The organism is Xanthomonas euvesicatoria (assembly GCF_013112235.1).
GTDB lineage: Bacteria > Pseudomonadota > Gammaproteobacteria > Xanthomonadales > Xanthomonadaceae > Xanthomonas > Xanthomonas euvesicatoria.
Window position 1 is genome coordinate 2,502,288 of sequence record NZ_JABFFS010000001.1, and the last position, 18,268, is coordinate 2,520,555.

At 66.1% G+C, this 18,268-nt stretch carries 11 protein-coding genes and 1 riboswitch; of the genes, 5 read left to right on the forward strand and 6 right to left on the reverse strand.

What is annotated here, in order from left to right; genetic code table 11:
- Window positions 1–553: 553 nt before the first annotated feature.
- From HLH45_RS10820 to raxX, 5 genes are all read right to left on the reverse strand, one after another.
- Window positions 554–2,662 carry a catalase gene (locus HLH45_RS10820; protein ID WP_008576589.1) on the reverse strand — a complete coding sequence of 703 codons (2,109 nt, stop codon included), beginning with the start codon at window positions 2,660–2,662 and terminating at the stop codon, window positions 554–556.
- Window positions 2,663–2,869: 207 nt separating this feature from the next.
- Window positions 2,870–3,724, reverse strand: a complete 855-nt coding sequence (locus HLH45_RS10825; protein ID WP_033479137.1) for an aldo/keto reductase — start codon at window positions 3,722–3,724, stop codon at window positions 2,870–2,872.
- A gap of 57 nt (window positions 3,725–3,781) precedes the next feature.
- Window positions 3,782–5,416, reverse strand: coding sequence for a carboxylesterase/lipase family protein (locus HLH45_RS10830; protein ID WP_008576585.1), 1,635 nt, complete (start codon window positions 5,414–5,416; stop codon window positions 3,782–3,784).
- A gap of 178 nt (window positions 5,417–5,594) precedes the next feature.
- Window positions 5,595–8,468 (reverse strand): aminomethyl-transferring glycine dehydrogenase, encoded by a 2,874-nt coding sequence (gene gcvP, locus HLH45_RS10835; RefSeq protein ID WP_171309837.1) that lies wholly within the window; start codon window positions 8,466–8,468, stop codon window positions 5,595–5,597.
- A gap of 90 nt (window positions 8,469–8,558) precedes the next feature.
- Window positions 8,559–8,673: riboswitch (glycine riboswitch) on the reverse strand.
- A gap of 251 nt (window positions 8,674–8,924) precedes the next feature.
- Complete coding sequence (raxX, locus tag HLH45_RS10840) at window positions 8,925–9,104, reverse strand: RaxX family RiPP (protein WP_014089614.1); 180 nt, start codon at window positions 9,102–9,104, stop codon at window positions 8,925–8,927.
- A gap of 423 nt (window positions 9,105–9,527) precedes the next feature.
- Between raxX and raxST the strand changes: the two genes are divergently transcribed.
- The 5 genes from raxST (at window position 9,528) to HLH45_RS10865 (ending at window position 15,764) form a co-directional block, all read left to right on the forward strand.
- Window positions 9,528–10,331, forward strand: coding sequence for a RiPP modification sulfotransferase RaxST (gene raxST, locus HLH45_RS10845; protein ID WP_033479228.1), 804 nt, complete (start codon window positions 9,528–9,530; stop codon window positions 10,329–10,331).
- Entirely contained in the window at window positions 10,312–11,655 is a 1,344-nt protein-coding gene (locus HLH45_RS10850) for an HlyD family secretion protein (protein ID WP_008577036.1), read from the forward strand. The genes raxST and HLH45_RS10850 overlap by 20 nt, the downstream gene beginning before the upstream one ends.
- The gene (gene raxB / locus HLH45_RS10855; RefSeq protein ID WP_008577034.1) at window positions 11,652–13,811 is read left to right on the forward strand and encodes a peptidase domain-containing ABC transporter RaxB; all 2,160 of its coding nucleotides are present in this window, start codon (window positions 11,652–11,654) and stop codon (window positions 13,809–13,811) included. Before HLH45_RS10850 ends, raxB begins: the two co-directional genes overlap by 4 nt.
- Window positions 13,812–14,089: 278 nt before the next feature.
- Window positions 14,090–15,343 (forward strand): multidrug effflux MFS transporter, encoded by a 1,254-nt coding sequence (locus tag HLH45_RS10860; RefSeq protein WP_031421558.1) that lies wholly within the window; start codon window positions 14,090–14,092, stop codon window positions 15,341–15,343.
- Between the two features lie 16 nt (window positions 15,344–15,359).
- Window positions 15,360–15,764 carry a hypothetical protein gene (locus tag HLH45_RS10865; protein ID WP_003484384.1) on the forward strand — a complete coding sequence of 135 codons (405 nt, stop codon included), beginning with the start codon at window positions 15,360–15,362 and terminating at the stop codon, window positions 15,762–15,764.
- A 483-nt stretch (window positions 15,765–16,247) separates the two neighbouring features.
- Here the strand turns inward: HLH45_RS10865 and HLH45_RS10870 are convergent, their stop codons facing one another.
- Window positions 16,248–18,266, reverse strand: coding sequence for a M2 family metallopeptidase (locus HLH45_RS10870; RefSeq protein ID WP_081397835.1), 2,019 nt, complete (start codon window positions 18,264–18,266; stop codon window positions 16,248–16,250).
- Between the last annotated feature and the right edge of the window lie 2 nt (window positions 18,267–18,268).

Here is an 18,268-nt window from a genome sequence, read left to right on the forward strand (position 1 = left end):
GCTGGTCCGCGCCGCGCTGCGGCGGGGCGTTAGTCCAGCCAATCGGGCATCAGTGCGGTGGTGCCGATCGTCGTCGGTCGCCGGGCTGCGTGGTAACGCCGCGTCATCGGCTGCAGGAAGCGGCAAGTTTGCTGCGCCAGAGGTCGGGGTGATCCGAGATTCCATACCGTGCTCCAGTGACTAGCGGCACATTCTGCAATGCGGCCAATCCCAAGCAACGCCAGTTGGCGTAATCGTCATCCGGGAAGCGAATAGCGACCGAGCGTCGTCATCGACCCGACCTACATGACCTGGGCGCGAGCGACAGGTAAACCTCGCTCGCGTCAGGGTGCTCCATCGCGGCCTGGTAACGGACATCGCGCAGTGCGCATGCTGGTTGCGCGATCGAAGCTTTGGCCAACGCGAAACAGCTAGCGCTTGCCGTGGAAATGCGCAGTAACCTGCCGCTACCGCGCAAACGCGCGGCAGCGGCAAAAGCCGAGGGGTTTGGGGCCGCCAGCGCGCGGACGTGGCGTGCCTCGGTTTCAAGCCCGGGTACCGGGTCTTCCCGCGGTTACGCCAGCATGCGCACCTTCGGCTCGCGTGCCCACTGGCGGGTTTTTGCTGCGGTAATGAATGCCTTGGTATCGGCGGCCGGAACGACGCCCGCATCCTTGCCGACGTTGCCGGCCTTCAACAACACCTGCGCGCCTTCGTCGAATGCGATGGCCTTCAGATGCGCCCAGGCAAAGCTCACAAAATCCAGCGCCGCCGATTCGCGTGTCAGCAGCTTGGCCGCTTCCGAGGACAGCAATACCGCCACCGCGTCGAACACCACCGAAGGCGTCCCAGCCAGCTGCCCATCGGCGGCCAACTGCTTGCCGTCGCTAAGCTTGGCGCCGCCGAGCTTGGGCGCAACGATCTTGACCGTCGCACCCGCAGCTTCGGCCGCCTTGCGTACGGCCTTGATCGCCGCGGCATCGGAGCCGTCGTGAATCAGGATGCCCACCGTGCGCCCTTTCAGGGTGTCCTTCATCTTGCCGATGACCTGCAAGGCAGGCGAGAGCGGCATGTCGATCGGCGCCACTGCAGCCGGCGGTGCTGGCGGCAGGGCGGTCATGCCCATGCCATCGGCCACACGTTGCGCCAGCTCCTGGTCGATGTGGCGCAGATGACCCACGATGGCCTCGCGTACGTGGGCGGTTTCCACCTTCGACAGTTCGAACACCAATGCCGAGGCGATATGCGCCTGTTCCGGTGCGGTCTGGCTGCGGAAGAACAGCCGCGCCTGGCTGTAATGATCGGCAAAGCTTTCTGCACGCACTCGGCCCTTGGTGCCTTCTTCGGCCGCAGTTGCATGGCTGGGGAAGCCACGCAGCGCTTCACGCGGCGCATCGGCCTGCAGCGAACTGGGCTCATAGGCGACGCGGCCCTTGGGTACGTTCATCTGCATGTGACCGTCGCGCTGGTTGTTGGCGAACGGGCACTTGGGTGCGTTGATCGGAATCTGATGGAAGTTCGGCCCGCCCAGGCGGCTCAGCTGCGTATCCAGATACGAGAACAGGCGGCCTTGCAGCAGCGGGTCGTTGCTGAAGTCGATGCCGGGCACGATGTTGGCCGGGCAGTAGGCAACCTGCTCCGTTTCGGCAAAGAAGTTGTCCGGCCAGCGGTCGAGCACCATGCGGCCGACGATTTGCAACGGCACAAGCTCTTCGGGAATGACCTTGGTCGAATCCAGATGATCGAACGGGAACGTTGCTGCCTGGGCTTCGGTGAACAACTGCACGCCGAGTTCCCACTCGGGGAAATCGCCGTTCTGGATTGCTTCGAACAGGTCGCGGCGGTGGAAATCCTGATCGGCGCCGGCGATCTTGACCGCCTCGTCCCAGATCGTCGATTGCAGGCCCAGCTTGGGCCGCCAATGGAACTTGACGAAGGTGCTTTCGCCCTTGTCATTGAGGAATCGGAAACTGTGGATGCCGAAACCCTCGATCATGCGGAGCGAGCGCGGAATGGTGCGGTCGCTCATCGCCCACATCACCATGTGCATCGATTCGGGTGTCAGCGAAATGAAATCCCAGAACGTGTCATGCGCGCTGGCAGCCTGCGGGAAGCCCCGGTCCGGCTCCATCTTCACCGCATGAATCAGGTCCGGGAACTTCATCGCATCCTGGATAAAGAACACCGGGATGTTGTTGCCGACCAGATCCCAGTTGCCTTCCTTGGTGTAGAACTTCACCGCAAACCCGCGCACATCGCGCGGCGTATCCACCGAGCCGGCGCCGCCTGCGACAGTGGAAAAACGGGTGAATAACGGGGTCTTTTCGCCCACCTCGGTAAAGATCTTGGCGGTGGTGTACTGGCTCAACGACTTGGTGAGCTCGAAATAGCCGTGGGCGGCACTGCCGCGCGCATGCACGATGCGCTCGGGAATGCGTTCGTGATCGAAGTGGGTGATCTTTTCGCGCAGGATGAAATCTTCCAGCAACGTCGGGCCGCGCGGGGTGGCGCGGAGCGAATTCTGGTTGTCACCTACCGGAATGCCCTGGTTGGTGGTCAGCTGCGGGTGCGTGCCGCCTGCCTTCTGGTGCAATTCATCGCCAGTACCGCGCGACCCATCGACGGTGGTGTTGGCAGGTGCGAGGGCAGGGACCTGCGCGGATTTGCTGGGGGACTTGGCCATAGGAACTCCACTCTGGCGGGCTTGGGATGCGGGCTGAGCAATAAAGCCTGGGAGTGGCGCTGTTAATTGCATGTGTCTGCTTGCGAACGAAAACTCACATGTGCAGCAAACATTGCGCGACGTCGCAGTTGCATGTTGCAGCGATCACGAGCACGCACACGCGCAGCCGTGCAGATGCGCAGACAAGCGGGCGCGACTATCGGTGTTTTACAGCAGATCCAGCGGCTGTTTGCGGGTAGGCGGCGCGAAGGCGCGATCGATCTCGGCAAGATCGTCTGCGTGCAATTGCAGCGTGCAGGCCGCGGCATTGGCACGCACATGCGCCGGCGTTCCGGATTCGGGAATGGCGATGACATTGCCGCTGCGGATCGCCCACGCAAGCGCCACCGCGGTGGCTGCAACGCCACGACGCTCGCCAATGGCGTGCAAGACCGGATGATCCAGCAACGCGCGGCTGCCAAGCGGCGAATAGGCCATCACGGCCACCTCGTGCGCGGCGCACCACGGCAACAGGTCGAATTCGATACCGCGGCTGCCAGCGTGGTACAGCACCTGGTTGACCAGGCAACGCGAGCCGCCATCGATTGCCCAGAGCTCCTCCATGTCATCGACATCGAAGTTGGACACGCCCCAATCGCGGATCTTGCCGGCATCGCGTAGTGCTTCGAATGCATCCACCACTTCGGCCAGATCGCTGCCGCCACGCCAGTGCAGCAAATACAGATCCAAGGTGCGCACCCCCAGCCGTTGCAGGCTGGCTTCGCAGGCGCGTGCGATTCCGCGGGCGCTGGAATTGCCGGGCAACACCTTGGACACCACGTAGGGCGGCTGCGCACGGCCGATGGCCTGGCTGATCAGTTGCTCAGAGCGGCCATTGCCGTACATCTCGGCGGTGTCGATCAACTGCATGCCCAATTGCTGACCGAGTTGCAGCGCCTGGATTTCCTGCTCGGGCGCATGCCGGCCCTGGCCCAGGTTCCAGGAGCCCAGGCCTAACGCGGGCACGCGACGCCCGTTGCGCAGGCGCACCTGTGCGCAGGAAGGGGAAGACGATTCGGACATGATGGGTTCCTGTCGCGTTGGAATGAGGGTGGCGGTCGCATCACACCGATCGCCCTGTCACGGCGACGATGGCTGCACCGATGTTGTCGCAGTGTCTGCACGCGCATCCCAGAACGCACAACGATGACGCTGCACGAAGTCGGGCGTTGCGCCGATCCTGTGCGGCGACAGCGTCAGTGGCGTGTCGCCATCAAACAGCGGCCACCGCGGCCGCCCGCCACCGTTGGGATCGCCGGTGCGCGCGAACGCACCCCAATAATCCTGCACCGTATTGGCAAACGCCTGCTGCGCCGGACTGAACTGCGCCCGGCCACTGAGTACCCACGGGCGCTGAAACAGATACACCAGTTCAGAGGCGTGGAACGCGCCCAATGCAGGCGAAAACGGCAGGCGTAACAGACCGTACGGCGCGTGCGGGTCGTCGAACTCGTAGGCGTACACCGGCGCATGCGTGCGCAATGCTCGCCCCAGCCGGCGTGTGGGACAGGCGAAGCCTCCATCGGTCACGATGTCGGCGAACGCCTCCCAGCGCGATTGCGCGGCAACGGCTGCGTATTGCGTCAGCACCGGGGCTGGAGAGGCATGCATGCGTTGCACGCGCGCTTCATATCCGCCGCGCAGGTTGAGCTTGCCGATGTAGGACAGCAATTGCGCAAACAAACGCCCTTCATCGCGATTGGTGCCCATCAGTACCGGCACCTGCGCATGCCGACCGCTGGCGATTGCGGCGGCCGGCGGCAGCGGCAACGCCTGGCCGCCGGACATCGGCGCCCACGCATCGCTGCCGGTCAGGCCGCGCCGTTGTGGTACTGCATCGGCCAGCGTTTCGGCCGGCAGTGCGCGCAGGCATGCGGCAACATCGTGCGTGCGTGCGCAACCCAGGCGTTGCGCCATGCGGACGCCGCCACTTTCTGCTTCGCGCTGTGGCACGCTGGAATCGCTCGCCAGGCAACTGCCGCTTTGCAGGATGGCGCGTTGAAACAACCCCGCCGCGCCGGGCGAGGCGAGCTGATAACAGATGCTCCACGCACCGGCCGATTCGCCGAACACGGTGACGTTGTGCGCATCGCCGCCGAACGCGGCGATATTGCGTTGCACCCAGCGCAAGGCCGCTTGCTGGTCGAGCAATGCATAGGCGCCTTCGCCTTCGCCACGCAGGCCTGGATGCGCGAAGAAACCGAACACGCCCAGGCGATAGTTGGGTGCCACCACAATGACATCCTGGCGCGCAGCCAACGCGCTCAGGTCGTAGTCGACATTGCTGCCCAATTCCAGCGCACCGCCATAGATCCACACCATCACCGCGCGTGGATGCGCTGCTGCCGGGCCGGGCGGTGCGTAGACATTGAGCGTGAGGCAATCTTCGGACACATGCTTCTGCCCGAAGCGATAGCGCGGCAGGCAGGCCGGGCCGGCCTGGGTGGCATCGCGGACCTGCGTCCATGCGGCTGGCGGTTGCGGTGCGCGAAAGCGCAGTGCACCCACCGGCGGCGCTGCGAACGGCACCCCCAGGAATGCCCGACCCTGTGCACTGGCCACACCGCGCACCGGGCCGGCCGTTGTCTGCACCACTTCGGCACGCGCATCGGGCGCGTGCACCAGCGCCGGCACCTCGCCGGGACGGCGCGGTGCGCAGCCAATCAGCAGGCAGGCTGCCACCAGAACGGCACCAAGAAAGTTCAGTTCACGCATGCGCCAGGGTCTGCTGTGGGATGAAAGCGTCCGTCATCATCCTGGTGGCACGTGTAGGCCAGGAAAACGGCTGGCAGCGCGCTGGGGCGTGTATGGCATCCGGGCATTCACACGCAGCCCAATAAAAAACCCAGCCGTGTCACCGGCTGGGTTTTGTCGGCCATCGCGGGTACGGCGATCAGGCCTCGGCGTCTTCCTTGTATGCATCCACCGGGATGCAGGCGCACATCACGTTCTTGTCGCCGTAGACGTTGTCCACGCGCGCCACCGGCGGCCAGTACTTCTGCTGCTTGAGGCTGGGCAGCGGGAAGGCGGCCAGTTCGCGCGGGTAGGCATGCGTCCACTCGCTGGCCGACACCTGCGTTGCGGTATGTGGCGCGTGCTTGAGCGGGTTGTCCTCGCGGTCCAGGCGGCCGTCTTCGATGGCGCGGATCTCTTCGCGGATCTGGATCATCGCGTCGATGAAGCGGTCCAGTTCATGCTGCGATTCGCTTTCGGTCGGTTCCACCATCAGCGTGCCGGCGACCGGGAAGCTCAAGGTCGGCGCATGGAAGCCGAAGTCGATCAGCCGCTTGGCGATGTCCTCGGCGCCGATGCCGCTGGTCTTCTCCAGCGGGCGCACGTCGAGGATGCACTCGTGCGCCACCAGCCCGTTGCGGCCGGTATACAGCGTCTTGTAGTGCGGCGCCAGGCGCTTGGCGATGTAGTTGGCGTTGAGCAATGCCACTTGCGTGGCCTTGCGCAGACCGGCGCTGCCCATCATGGTCACGTACATCCAGCTGATCGGCAGGATCGAGGCCGAGCCGTAACTTGCAGCGCTCACCATGCCGACATCGCCTTCGCCGCCCAGCGTCTTCGGCAAATACGGGGCCAGGTGGGACTTCACCGCACACGGGCCCACGCCCGGGCCGCCGCCGCCGTGCGGAATGCAGAAGGTTTTATGCAGGTTGAGGTGCGAGACGTCCGAGCCCCATTTACCGGGCTTGGCCACGCCGACCAGCGCGTTCATGTTGGCCCCGTCGGTGTAGACCTGACCGCCATGCGCATGCACCGCTTCGCAGATCGCCACCACGTCTTCTTCGAACACGCCGTGGGTGGACGGGTAGGTGATCATCAGCGCCGCCAGGCGGTCGGAATATTTTTCCGCCTTGGCGCGGATGTCATCCACGTCCACGTTGCCGTTGGCATCGCACTTGGTCACCACCACGGTCATGCCGCACATCTGCGCCGAGGCCGGGTTGGTGCCGTGCGCCGATTCGGGAATCAGGCAGATATCGCGGTGGGCCTCGCCGCGGGAGCGGTGATAGGCGCGGATCGCCAGCAGGCCGGCGTATTCGCCCTGCGCGCCGGAGTTGGGTTGCAGGCTCACCGCGTCGTAGCCGGTGCACTCGACCAGCATCGCTTCCAGCTCGTCGATCAGCTGCGCATAGCCGGCCGATTGTTCTGCCGGAGCGAGCGGATGGATCGCACCGAACTCCGTCCAGGTCACCGGGATCATCTCGGCGGTGGCGTTGAGCTTCATGGTGCAGCTGCCCAGCGGGATCATGGTGCGATCCATCGCCAGGTCCTTGTCGGCCAGCGAGCGCATGTAGCGCAGCAGCTCGTGCTCGCTGTGGTGGGTATTGAACACCGGGTGGGTCAGGAACGGAGTGGTGCGCAGCAGGCCTTGCGGCAGGGCATCGGCGGTGGCGGCATCCAGCGCGTCCACATCGGCCGTGGCACCGAACAGCTGCGCCAGCGCAACCACATCGGCGCGCGTGGTGGTTTCGTCCAGGCTGATGCCCACCGCTTCGCTGTCGATGGCGCGCAGGTTGATGCCGGCCGCACGCGCACGGGCGTGGATGGCATCGGCATCGATCGCCTTGACGTGCAGGGTGTCGAAGAAGCGCTCGCCGACGGTAATGCCGGCGCTGCGCAGTGCCGCCGCCAGGATCGCCGCCAGGCGATGGGTGCGGCGCGCAATGCGGGTCAGGCCATCGGGGCCGTGGTAGACCGCATACATCGACGCCATCACCGCCAGCAGCACCTGCGCGGTGCAGATGTTGGACGTGGCCTTTTCGCGGCGGATATGTTGCTCGCGGGTCTGCAAGGTCAGGCGATACGCCGGGTTGCCGGCGGCATCGATCGACACGCCGATCAAACGGCCCGGCATCGAGCGCTTGTAGGCATCGCGGCAGGCCATGAACGCGGCATGCGGGCCGCCGAAACCGAACGGCACGCCGAAGCGCTGCGAGTTGCCGACCACGATGTCCGCACCCCATTGGCCCGGGGCGGCGATCAAGGTCAGCGCCAGCAGATCGGTGGCCACCGCGACCAGGCCGCCTTGCGCGTGCACGGCGTCTGCCAGTGCAGCGTGATCGCCGATATGACCGAAGCTGTCCGGGTACTGCAGCAGCACGCCGAAGCACTCGGCCTGCAGCGCTTCTTCCGGCGTGCCGACGCGCAGCACGATGTCCAGCGGCTCGGCGCGCGTGCGCAGCAGTTCCAGCGTCTGCGGATGCACTGCGTCATGCACGAAGAACGTGTTGGACCTGGACTTGGCCGAACGCTTGGCCAGCGTCATTGCCTCGGCCGCGGCGGTGGCTTCGTCCAGCAGCGAGGCGTTGGCGATCTGCATGCCGGTGAGGTCGGCGCACAGGGTCTGGAAGTTGATCAGCGCTTCCATGCGGCCTTGCGAAATTTCCGCCTGGTACGGCGTATAGGCGGTGTACCAGGCCGGGTTTTCCAGGATGTTGCGCAGGATGACCTTCGGCGTGTGGGTGCCGTAGTAGCCCTGGCCGATGAAGTTGCGGAACACGGTGTTCTTGTCGGCGATGGCGCGGATCTTGGCCAGCGCTTCTTCTTCGGTGATCGCCTCGGGCAGCGCCAGCGGCGCCGGCGACTTGATGTTGCCCGGCACGATGGCATCGGTCAGCGCATCCAGGCAGGCGTGGCCGACCACGTCCAGCATCTGGGCGATTTCCGCGTCGTTGGGGCCGATATGGCGCTCGACGAACGCGCTGTGGTGTTCGAGGTCGCGCAGGGAAGACGGGGTCTGGGACATGGCGGGCATCCGGAGTAGGGGCAGACGAATGGTCGACCCGCATCACGGCCGGTATGACGCGCATGCGCGCACCACGACCTGCCGCAGCAGCAGTCTTCCTCGCGCCCCTCTGTCCTTTTGCCTGAGAGTTTAAAAACGCGGCCTGGCCCGCGGCCTGCCTGCGTTTCGTGCCCCTTCGGCGCCGGCATCGGCCGGTCTCTCCAGAGTTGTACTGCGGATGGTATCGGGCCTGAGCGATTACGGGCTGTTGCGCCTTCGGCAGCGGCAGTGCCGCTTCTCCCACCGTGTTGCCTGGCTAGTATAGCCAGCGCCCAGCCGCTTGGCGAAACGCTTTTCGGCGCCATGAAATGCCAAAGGCCGGGCGAGTCGCCTCGTCCGGCCTCCGGGGTTTGAGCGGCTGCTGTTCTCCGCTACCGGGTGGTCCGGCAACGGCAGCGCCCGCTCGCGACTGCCCGCGCAGGCGGATCAGTGGTGCCCGTTCTTGGGCGGCGGATCGTGCTTGGTATTGGCGCCCGGCGGGGGATAGTCCCCACCGCCGACATGCTTCCACAGACGCTGGTCCAGGGGCTCCAGCTGGCCCTTGGCCCCGGCGGGCCGCTGCAGCGCTTGCGCACCATTGGTTGGCGATTTTTTCGACAGATTCATGTTGACGTCCTCACGGGTTTTCCCTTCGTACGCAGCGTCACGCCGCCCGAAGGGACGACTGCGTGACCGCCTCGGCCATCTGCCCGTTGGCCGGTGAGGCGACAGTGGTCGCTGGACCGCAGAGCCGGGGACAGCACCATGCGATCCAGCGTGCGCGGGTGCCGTTGCGACCCAGGGCCGGCGCACGACGCTGTGTGCGCGGTAACGAACGTCGCATCCGCCAGGTCCGTGCCGGCATGTGCCGATGTGATGCCGGTCACGGCAAGCGCTCCCGACCGCTCGGCCGGATCGCTGGCATTCGCAAAGCGCAGCGCCTTTGCGCAGCGCGTCCGCGTGTGCAGTGGCACGCGATGCAGGCTTGGCTGGCGATGCGTCTCGCCGGCATGCCGCCGCCGACCAGCATCGGACAGGGGAAGGCGCGCGGTGAACTACCACTTCATTTCCGGGCTGCCGCGGGCGGGCTCGTCCTTGCTGGCCGCGTTGCTGCGACAGAACCCGCATGTGCACGCCGATGTCACCTCGCCGGTGGCGCGACTGTACGCGGCGATGCTGATGGGCATGAGCGAGGAACATCCCTCCAACGTGCAGATCGACGACGCACAGCGGGTGCGGCTGCTGCGTTCGGTCTTCGACGCCTATTACCAGGATCGCCAGGGGCTGGGCACGGTGTTCGACACCAATCGCGCCTGGTGCAGCCGCCTGACAGGGCTGGCGACGCTGTTCCCGCACAGCCGTGTCATCTGTTGCGTTCGCGATGTTGGCTGGGTCGTCGATAGCTTCGAGCGCCTGGCGCAGACCCAGCCGCTGCGCTTGTCGGCGTTGTTCGGCTACGACCCGGAAGACTCGGTCTCGATGCGCGCGGACCTGCTGACCGCACCGCGCGGCGTGGTGGGCTATGCGCTGGACGGGCTGCGCCAGGCGTTCTACGGCGAACATGCCGATCGACTGCTGCTGTTGCGCTACGAAACGCTGGCGCAGCGGCCGGCGCAGGCGATGGAGCAGGTCTACGCCTTCCTGCAACTGCCGGCGTTCGCGCACGACTATGCCGGTGTCCAGGCCGAGGCCGAACGCTTCGATGCCGCGTTGCAGATGCCGGGCCTGCATCGCGTCCGTCGCGGGGTGCAGTATGTGCCCCGGCGCAGCGTGTTGCCGCCGGCGCTGTTCGGGCGGTTGCAGGAGCTGGCCTTCTGGGAACGCGGGCCCTCGCATGGAGCCCTGCTGGTATGAGCAGGCGCGTGGCGTGGCAGCGCACGGCGACGCGGCAGCACCGAGCAGGCAGGCAGCACGGGCGGGCGTCGGCGGCCGCCAGCGGATGACGACCCTGTTTCGACGCGAGGCGGTGGACTACCGGCAGCGCAGTCGGCTCGGGCCGGTGGTGCTGCGCCAGCATGGCGCGCTACGTTGGTGCGTCGGCCTGCTGATGACGACCGTGATCCTGCTGCTGGTCGGATTCTTCCGCCTGGGCTTCGCGCGCAGCGAGACCTTGTATGGCACGGTCGTCCCGGCGGGCGGACTGATCTCCGTCACCACACCGCAGTCGGGCGTGGTGGTGCAGGTCGGCGCCGTGCAGGGCCAGCGCGTCGCTGCGGGCCAGCTGCTGTTCGTGTTGTCGGCCGAACATCGCGACGATCGCGGGCGGCCGACCCAGCGCGCTGCTGTGGTGCTGGCCGAACAGCAGCGCCTGGCCGTCGAGGCGATGGCGCAGTTGCGTGCCCAGGGGCGCGTGCAGCAGCAGGCGGCTGCGCGGGCGCTGGCCGGCCTGCGCGACCGCTTGCAGCAGATCGACGCCGAGCTGGACTTGCTGCGCCATCGGCAGCAACTGACCCAATCGATCGAGCAACGTTACCGTACCGCGTTGACGCGCGGCCTGGTCAGCCAGCAATTCGTCGATGAGAAACAGGCCGACGTGCTCGACCAACGCGCGCATACCCTGGAGCTGCAGCGCGAGCGCATGGCCTTGGCCGATGCGCTTGCGCAGGCCCAGGCCGAGGTGCAGCAGTTACCGTCGAACTTGCGCCAACAATTGGCGATGGCCGGTGCCGGCCTGCAGGAGGACCGGCGTGCGGCGATCGAGCAGGCGGCCGCGTCGCGTTGGGAAGTGCGCGCGCCGCGTGCCGGGCGTGTAGCGCTGCGACCGCTGCAGCGCGGGCAGGCGGTCGCGCAGGGGCAACGCCTGGCCGATCTGCTGCCGACGTCGATGGCGACCGAGGTCGTGTTGTATGCGCCCTCCAGGGCCGCCGGGCTGATCGGCCCCGGCATGCCGGTGCAACTGCGCTTCGATGCCTTGCCCTACCAGCACTACGGTCAGTTCGCCGGGCAGGTGGTCGAGATCGCCGTCGCGCCCGAACCGCCGCGTGTCGACTCGGTCTCGGTAAGCGAGCCGTTGTACCGCGTGCGGGTGCGCCTGGCCGGGGATGCCGCGCTGCGTGCAGGACGCACGGCGGTCCTGCGACCGGGTATGCGCGTGCAGGGCACGCTGGCATTGGAATGGCGGCGCTTCTCGCAGTGGGCATTCGAGCCGCTGTCCAGTTTGCACGGCACGCTGCGATGAGCCGCTGGTGGGCGCAGTTGCGCCGAGCGTCCGGCGTGCGTGGATTGCCGATGATCCTGCAGGGGCAAGTCGGCGAATGCGGATTGGCGGCCATGGCCATGATCGCCCACTATCACGGTTGCCACATCGGCCTGGCCGAACTGCGCCGCCGCTTCCTGCTATCGCGACAGGGCACCAACCTGGCCAATCTGGTCGCGATCGCGCAGGTGCTCGGTCTGCAGGCGCGCGCGTTGCGGCTGGAAATGGACGCGCTGCCGGAGTTGCAGCTGCCCTGCGTCGTGCATTGGGATCTCAATCATTTCGTCGTGCTCAAGCGGGTGGGCACCCGTCGTCTGCAGATCCACGATCCGGCCAGCGGGCCGCGGAGCCTGACGCCGGGCGAATTCTCCCGGCATTTCTCCGGGATCGCGCTGGAACTCAGCCCGGCCGCCGACTTCCGTCCGCAAGCTGCGGCGCCGGCAGTGGCGTTGTCCTCGTTGATCGGTCGTGTCCACGGGCTTGGACGGGCGGTCTGGCAGGTGCTTGCGTTGGCATTCGCGCTCGAGGTACTCAGCCTGGGAATGCCGTTCCAACTGCAGTGGATCGTCGATCAGGCGGTGCCGTCGGCCGACATCGGGTTGATCCATGTCCTTGGCGCCGGGTTCCTGTTGCTGGTGGTCCTGCAATCCTGCATCGCCCTGCTGCGCGGATGGCTGATCGCCAGCGTGTCGGCACAGCTGGGTTTTCAATGGATGGGGCAGGTGTTTGCGCACCTGCTCGCGCTCCCGTTGGCGTATTTCGAGAAGCGTCACCTCGGCGGAATCCAGTCGCGATTCGCCTCGATCGTGCAGGTGCAACGCACCTTGACGACCGGATTCACCCAGACCCTGGTCGATGGCGTGCTGGTGATCGGCACCCTCGGCCTGATGCTGGTCTACAGCGTCGGCCTCAGCGCGATCACGCTGCTGGCGGTAGCGCTGTATGCGGCGACACGCTGGCTGTGGCTGCGGAGGATGCGCGAAGCTGCCGCCGAGCAGTTGTTGTGGGACGCGCGCCAGCACACCCACCTGCTGGAGAGCGTGCGCGGCATCCAGGGCGTGCGGCTGTTCGGGCGCCAGCAGGTGCGGCGCATGGACTGGACCCATCTGCTGGCCGAACAGACCAATGCACAACTGCGCCTGGCGCAGGGCGAGGTCTGGCAGTCGTCACTCAAGCGCCTGCTGTTCGGATGCGAGCGGGTGCTGGTGATCTGGCTCGCCGCGTTCGCGATCCTGCGCGCAGAGCTTTCGCTGGGCATGCTGTTGGCATTCATGGCCTATCGCGAGCAGTTCGCCATGCGCTTGTCAGAGCTGATCGATCGGCTGGTGGAGTTCCGCCTGTTGCGCGTCCATCTGGAGCGGGTGGCCGACATCGTCCACCAGCCGCGCGAGGAGGCCGCCGATCAGCGCATCGATGCGCCTGCCTGGAACGACACCACCATCGAACTGTGCGGCATCGGCTTCCGCTATGCCGACGATACCCCGGCCGTGCTCGAAGACGTCAGCGTGCGCATCGCCAGCGGGGAATGCGTGGCCATCACCGGCGCGTCAGGGTGCGGCAAGACCACCTTGGTCAAAGTGATCCTCGGGCTGCTGAAACCCAGCGCCGGACACGTAAAGATCGGCGGGCGCCCGCTGAGCGAGACGGCGCTGACGCCCTATCGCGCCATCGTCGGCACGGTGATGCAGGACGATCTGCTGTTCACTGGATCGGTCAGCGAAAACATCAGTTTCTTCGACCCGGAGCCGGATCAGGCGCAGGTCGAACGTTGCGCGCGCATCGCCGGCGTGCACCAGGAGGTGGAGCAGATGCCGCTAGGCTACGCCTCGTTGTTGAGCGAGGCGGGTACCGGGTTGTCGGGCGGGCAGCGGCAACGCGTCTTGCTGGCACGCGCGCTGTACAGGTCGCCACGCATCCTGGTGCTGGACGAAGCGACCAGCCATCTGGACGTCATGAACGAGCAGCGCGTCAATCGCGCCATCCAGGCAATGCAGGTCACCCGGATCATCGTGGCGCATCGGTGCGAAACCGTGGCCATGGCCGCGCGCGTCATTACCCTGGAGCAGGGCCGGGTGGTGAGCGATCAGCCGATCGCCGATTGGCAGCGGCTGCAGGAGCGCTCCGCCGCAGCCGACTGATCGCTGCCGTTGGCCGCTGGCGCCGAGCACTGCCGGCGCCGTCATTGCCGGGTGCGCAGCCGCTCGGCTGGGCAGGATGACGATGCCGTGCTAGGACGAAGCGGACGCGGCTGCGATTTATGTGCCTGCGTGCCGCGCATGCGCTCCATCGCTGGCCGCATGCGGTGGCAGTTGGCGTAAAGTGTCGGCTTCTTTGCCCCATGCCTGCCGCTGCGCTCGTTGGCCTGACCACCGCTGCCGGTGCCTGCGCGTGGGGAGTCCTCCGGGTACCGTTGCGCATGACTTCTGCTGTTCCCTCCACCCGTCGCATGGCGCTGCTGCTGGCCGGGCTGGCGATGTTCGGCCCGTTTTCGATCGACACCATCTTCCCGGCGTTCTCGCAGCTTGGCCGCAGCCTGGCGGTGGACCAGGTGGCGATCCAGCAGACCATCAGCGTCTATCTGCTGGCGTATGGCCTGATGAGCATCGCGCACGGGCCGTTGTCCGATGCCTGGGGCCGCAAGCGGGTGATCCTGGGCGGGCTGGCCTTGTTTATCGCCGGCTCGATCGGCTGTGCGCTGTCGCAAGACTTGCCCACACTGCTGGCATTCCGCGCGCTGCAGGGCCTGTCGGCCGGCGTGGGCATGATCGTCGGGCGGGCGGTGATCCGCGACCTGTTCCATGGCCCGGACGCACAACGGCTGATGAGCCAGGTGTCGATGATCTTCGGGATTGCGCCGGCCATCGCGCCGATCATCGGCGGCTGGATCCTGCTCAGTGGCGCCGGCTGGCCGTTGATCTTCTGGTTCCTGGTGGTGTTCGGCCTGGTGCTGCTCATCGCAACCCTGACCTGGCTTCCCGAGACCCACCCCGTGGAGGCGCGCACGCCGCTGCAGTTCAAACGCCTGTTGCAGGATTACGTGCGCATCGGCTTCAACCCGCGCTTCCAGCGCCTGGCCGCGGCCGGTTCGTTCAACTTCGCCGGCATCTTCCTGTACATCGCGTCGGCGCCGGTGTTGATCATGCAGCACCTGAAGCTGGGCGAAGGCGATTTCGCCTGGCTGTTCATTCCCACCATCGGCGGCATGACGCTGGGCTCGTTCCTGTCCGGGCGCATGGCCGGGCGCATGCAGCCGGTGCGCCAGATCCGCATCGGCTTCATCTGCTGCGGGGCGGCGGCGCTGGCCAATCTGGCCTACACCTTTGCGGTGGCGCAGATCGCGCTGCCGTGGGCGGTGCTGCCGATCTTCCTGGCCGGCGTGGGCATGGCGCTGATCTTCCCGATCCTGGCGCTGGCGGTGCTGGACATGTACCCGCAGCAGCGCGGCCTGGCCTCTTCGCTGCAGGCCTTCACGCAGTTGATGACCAATACGGTGGTGGCCGGGGTGCTGTCGCCGCTGCTGAGTGAGCATCCGCGGCATCTGGCGATCGGCATGACCGGCTTTTTCTTGCTGGGCTGGCTATTCTGGCGCTGGGAGCGCCGCAGCGGCCGCCGTCTACGGCACCGCCAGGCCACCGAGGCAGTGCCTCTGGAGCCGGCCGACCACCTCTGACCTCACAGGAGCCTGCATGTCCACCGATTCCAAGTTGCGCCGTGATGCCCGCAAGCGCGCCGCCGAGCGCCAGCGCAACCAGGCCGCCGCCAATCCCGCGCCGGTGTCCCCGATCGAACCGCATGCCGAACTCCGCGACCAGCAACGCACCCTGTTGGCCGGCATCGTCCGCCGCGACGGTGAATGGGTGCTGGGCATGGATGGCCGCATCGCCGGCGAAAGCACCAGCGCCGCCCAGGTGCTGGCGCTGATCATGCGCGCGGCCGAGTTGCACGAACGCCAGGGCACCCCGGTGCGGCTGACCTACTCGGACGCCCTCAAGGACGCCGCGCACGCCGAAGCCCGTGCCGACGGCATGGAGTTCGAGCAGTTCAAGACCAGGTTGAGCGAACGGTTGCAGGGCGGCACCAAGCTCAACTGAGCCTGCTGGAACAAGCGCTGCTAGACGCACTGCCTGACACGTCTGCTGTCCACGACAGCGTTGGGTGTCAGTCAGGGCGTGTCACTGGACGCGCAACAGCGGGTGGACGATGCCGACGTAGATGGTGCAGCAGCCTGCCGCAGGTCGCCAAAGCGATGAGCATGCTCATCGCGATCACGGTTTGATCAGTGGCAGGATGCCACCGCGCCATGCAGGCGGGAAACGCTGGCAGCTGCGCGCTGTGTTGCGAGCCGATCAATCCCGGCCACTGCCAGCAATAAGCAATCGTCAGGTGCCACGCCAGCGACAACAGCACCGCCAACGCTGCGATGCACCCACCTGCCGTCATACTGACCAGCAACCACCGCGTGCAACGCTGACCGATCATCGACGCAACACCTCGCTGTCAGAGAGCGCTGCGCCTGAGCAATCTGCCGAAGCGACGGTTGCCCGGTGGTCGACGCTTTCCCTTGCCATGCGTCATCAGCGCGCCGTCGCAGGCGCAGTCGTCGTGGTTGCCGGAGCGGCGGCCGTTGCCTGCCACCCGCACATCTGCCCTTGATTCTGCTGCTTGAGCCATTCGCTCATCGGCGCGAAGTATTCCAGCATCGGGCCGGCATCGAGTTTGTCGTTGCCGGTGAGTTCCTTGAGTGTGGTCTGCCAGGGTTGGCTGGAACCACGCTGCAGCATCGACCAGAACTTCTGCCCGGCGTCCTTGTTGCCGTAGAAGCTGCATTCGTACAGCGGCCCCTGATGGCCGGCGGCCTGGCACAGGCCTTTGTAGAATTGGAATTGCAGGATATGCGCCAGGAAATAGCGCGTGTACGGCGTGTTGCCCGGCACGTGGTACTTGGCGCCAGGGTCGAAGAATTCTTCGCCGCGCGTGCCGACCGGCGCCACGCCCTGGTACTTGGCTTTCAGTTCCCACCAGGCCTGGTTGTAATGCTCGGGCGTGATGGAGCCGTCGAACACGCCCCAGCGCCAGCGGTCGATCATCAAACCGAACGGCAGGAACGCCACCTTGCTCAGTGCCATGCGCATCTGCGAATTGATCAACGACTCGCGGCCGGTCTGTTGCTCGCCCACCATGCCGATCGACTGCAGATACTTGGGCGTCATCGCCAGCACGATGGTGTCGCCGATCGCTTCGTGGAAGCCATCGTTGGCGCCGTTCTGAAACAGCGGCGGCAACGGGTTATAAGCCAGGTCGTAATAGATGTGGCCCAGCTCGTGGTAGATGGTGGTGAAGTCTTCTTCGGTCGGCTTGATGCACATCTTGGTGCGCACGTCCGCGCCGATGTTCTGGTTCGGCTCGCCGCCCATGTTCATGTCCCAGGCGCTGGCGTGGCACACCACATCGCGGTCCAGCGGCTTGATGAACTGCGAGCGCTGCCAATACGTGTCCGGCAGCTTGGGCATGCCCAGCGATGTGTAGAAATCCTGCGCGCGTTCGGTCATCTGCTTGGCGGTACGCAGCTGCGCCTCGCGTTCGGCGTTGAAGCGTGCGGCCGCGCCACCATCGCCGCCGGTGTTGCGCGCCAGCACTGCGCTGAGGTTGCCCTGGTACTGCTTTTCCAGCGCGGAGGTGATGTCCAGATCGCCGGCGCCAGGGTAGGGCTGCAGCAGATCCCACAGGTTGCTCCAGTCCTGCTGCCACATATTGCCCATCAGGTGTGCCGGCAACAGGCCGCCGGCGACCTCGCCCTTGTCCTTGCCGTATTGCGTATCGAGTTTGCCGCGCGCATAGCACTGCAGCTGCGCATACAACGGTTTGACCTGTTCCCACAGACGGTCGGTTTCGCTGGCCAGTTGCGCCGGCGGCATGTCGTAGCCGCTGCGCCATAGCACCCCGACGTCGGCGAAACCCAGCCCGCGTGCGCCCTCGTTGGCCAGTTCGACGAAGCGTTGGTAGTCCTTGCGCATGGGCTGCGCAGTGCTGTGCCAGCCCTCCCAGGCGTCGAGTTGTTCGTTGTAGTCGCGGCTGCTGGCCAGCACTTGCTCCAACTCGCCGAGCTGGCGGCAGCGGCGCTGCTCGCCTTCGCCCACGCAGTAGCTGCCCGCGCCGTAATCGCCTTCCATCTTGGCGGCGATGCGGGTGAGTTCGGCCAGCTTGGCCGGGTCGCGCGGTGCGGGCAGGGCACTCATCAATTTCAGCAATTGCAGCGCACGCGCACTGTCGGCCGACATCGGTGTGCCGGCGTACTGCTTGGATTGTTCGATCCACCGGTCCAGCTGCGCCAGCGAGCGTTCGTTGGCCTTGGCCGCCAGCAACTGCGAATCGCCGTTGATGTAGGTCGACGACAGCCACTGCGCCGCAGTGATTTCCGGATAGGCCGCCTTGTATTCGGCGCTGATGCGCGCAACGAACTGGTCGGCGCTTTCGGCCAGCGCGGTCTTGCTCGCCACAGGTGTGTCCGGTGGTGCCGCATCCCGGCGGCAGGCCGACAAGCTCAGGGTGCCGGCAGCCACAGCCAACGCCAGCAACAGCAAACGAGGATTCACGG

Bases quoted from the DNA above. Each gene is read 5' to 3' on its own strand.
- raxX (WP_014089614.1), bottom strand. From the start codon at position 9,104: ATGAATCTGTCGAAAAAATCGCCAACCAATGGTGCGCAAGCGCTGCAG.
- HLH45_RS10830 (WP_008576585.1), bottom strand. From the start codon at position 5,416: ATGCGTGAACTGAACTTTCTTGGTGCCGTTCTGGTGGCAGCCTGCCTG.
- raxB (WP_008577034.1), top strand. From the start codon at position 11,652: ATGAGCCGCTGGTGGGCGCAGTTGCGCCGAGCGTCCGGCGTGCGTGGA.
- gcvP (WP_171309837.1), bottom strand. From the start codon at position 8,468: ATGCCCGCCATGTCCCAGACCCCGTCTTCCCTGCGCGACCTCGAACAC.
- HLH45_RS10865 (WP_003484384.1), top strand. From the start codon at position 15,360: ATGTCCACCGATTCCAAGTTGCGCCGTGATGCCCGCAAGCGCGCCGCC.
- HLH45_RS10850 (WP_008577036.1), top strand. From the start codon at position 10,312: ATGGAGCCCTGCTGGTATGAGCAGGCGCGTGGCGTGGCAGCGCACGGC.
- HLH45_RS10825 (WP_033479137.1), bottom strand. From the start codon at position 3,724: ATGTCCGAATCGTCTTCCCCTTCCTGCGCACAGGTGCGCCTGCGCAAC.
- HLH45_RS10860 (WP_031421558.1), top strand. From the start codon at position 14,090: ATGACTTCTGCTGTTCCCTCCACCCGTCGCATGGCGCTGCTGCTGGCC.
- HLH45_RS10820 (WP_008576589.1), bottom strand. From the start codon at position 2,662: ATGGCCAAGTCCCCCAGCAAATCCGCGCAGGTCCCTGCCCTCGCACCT.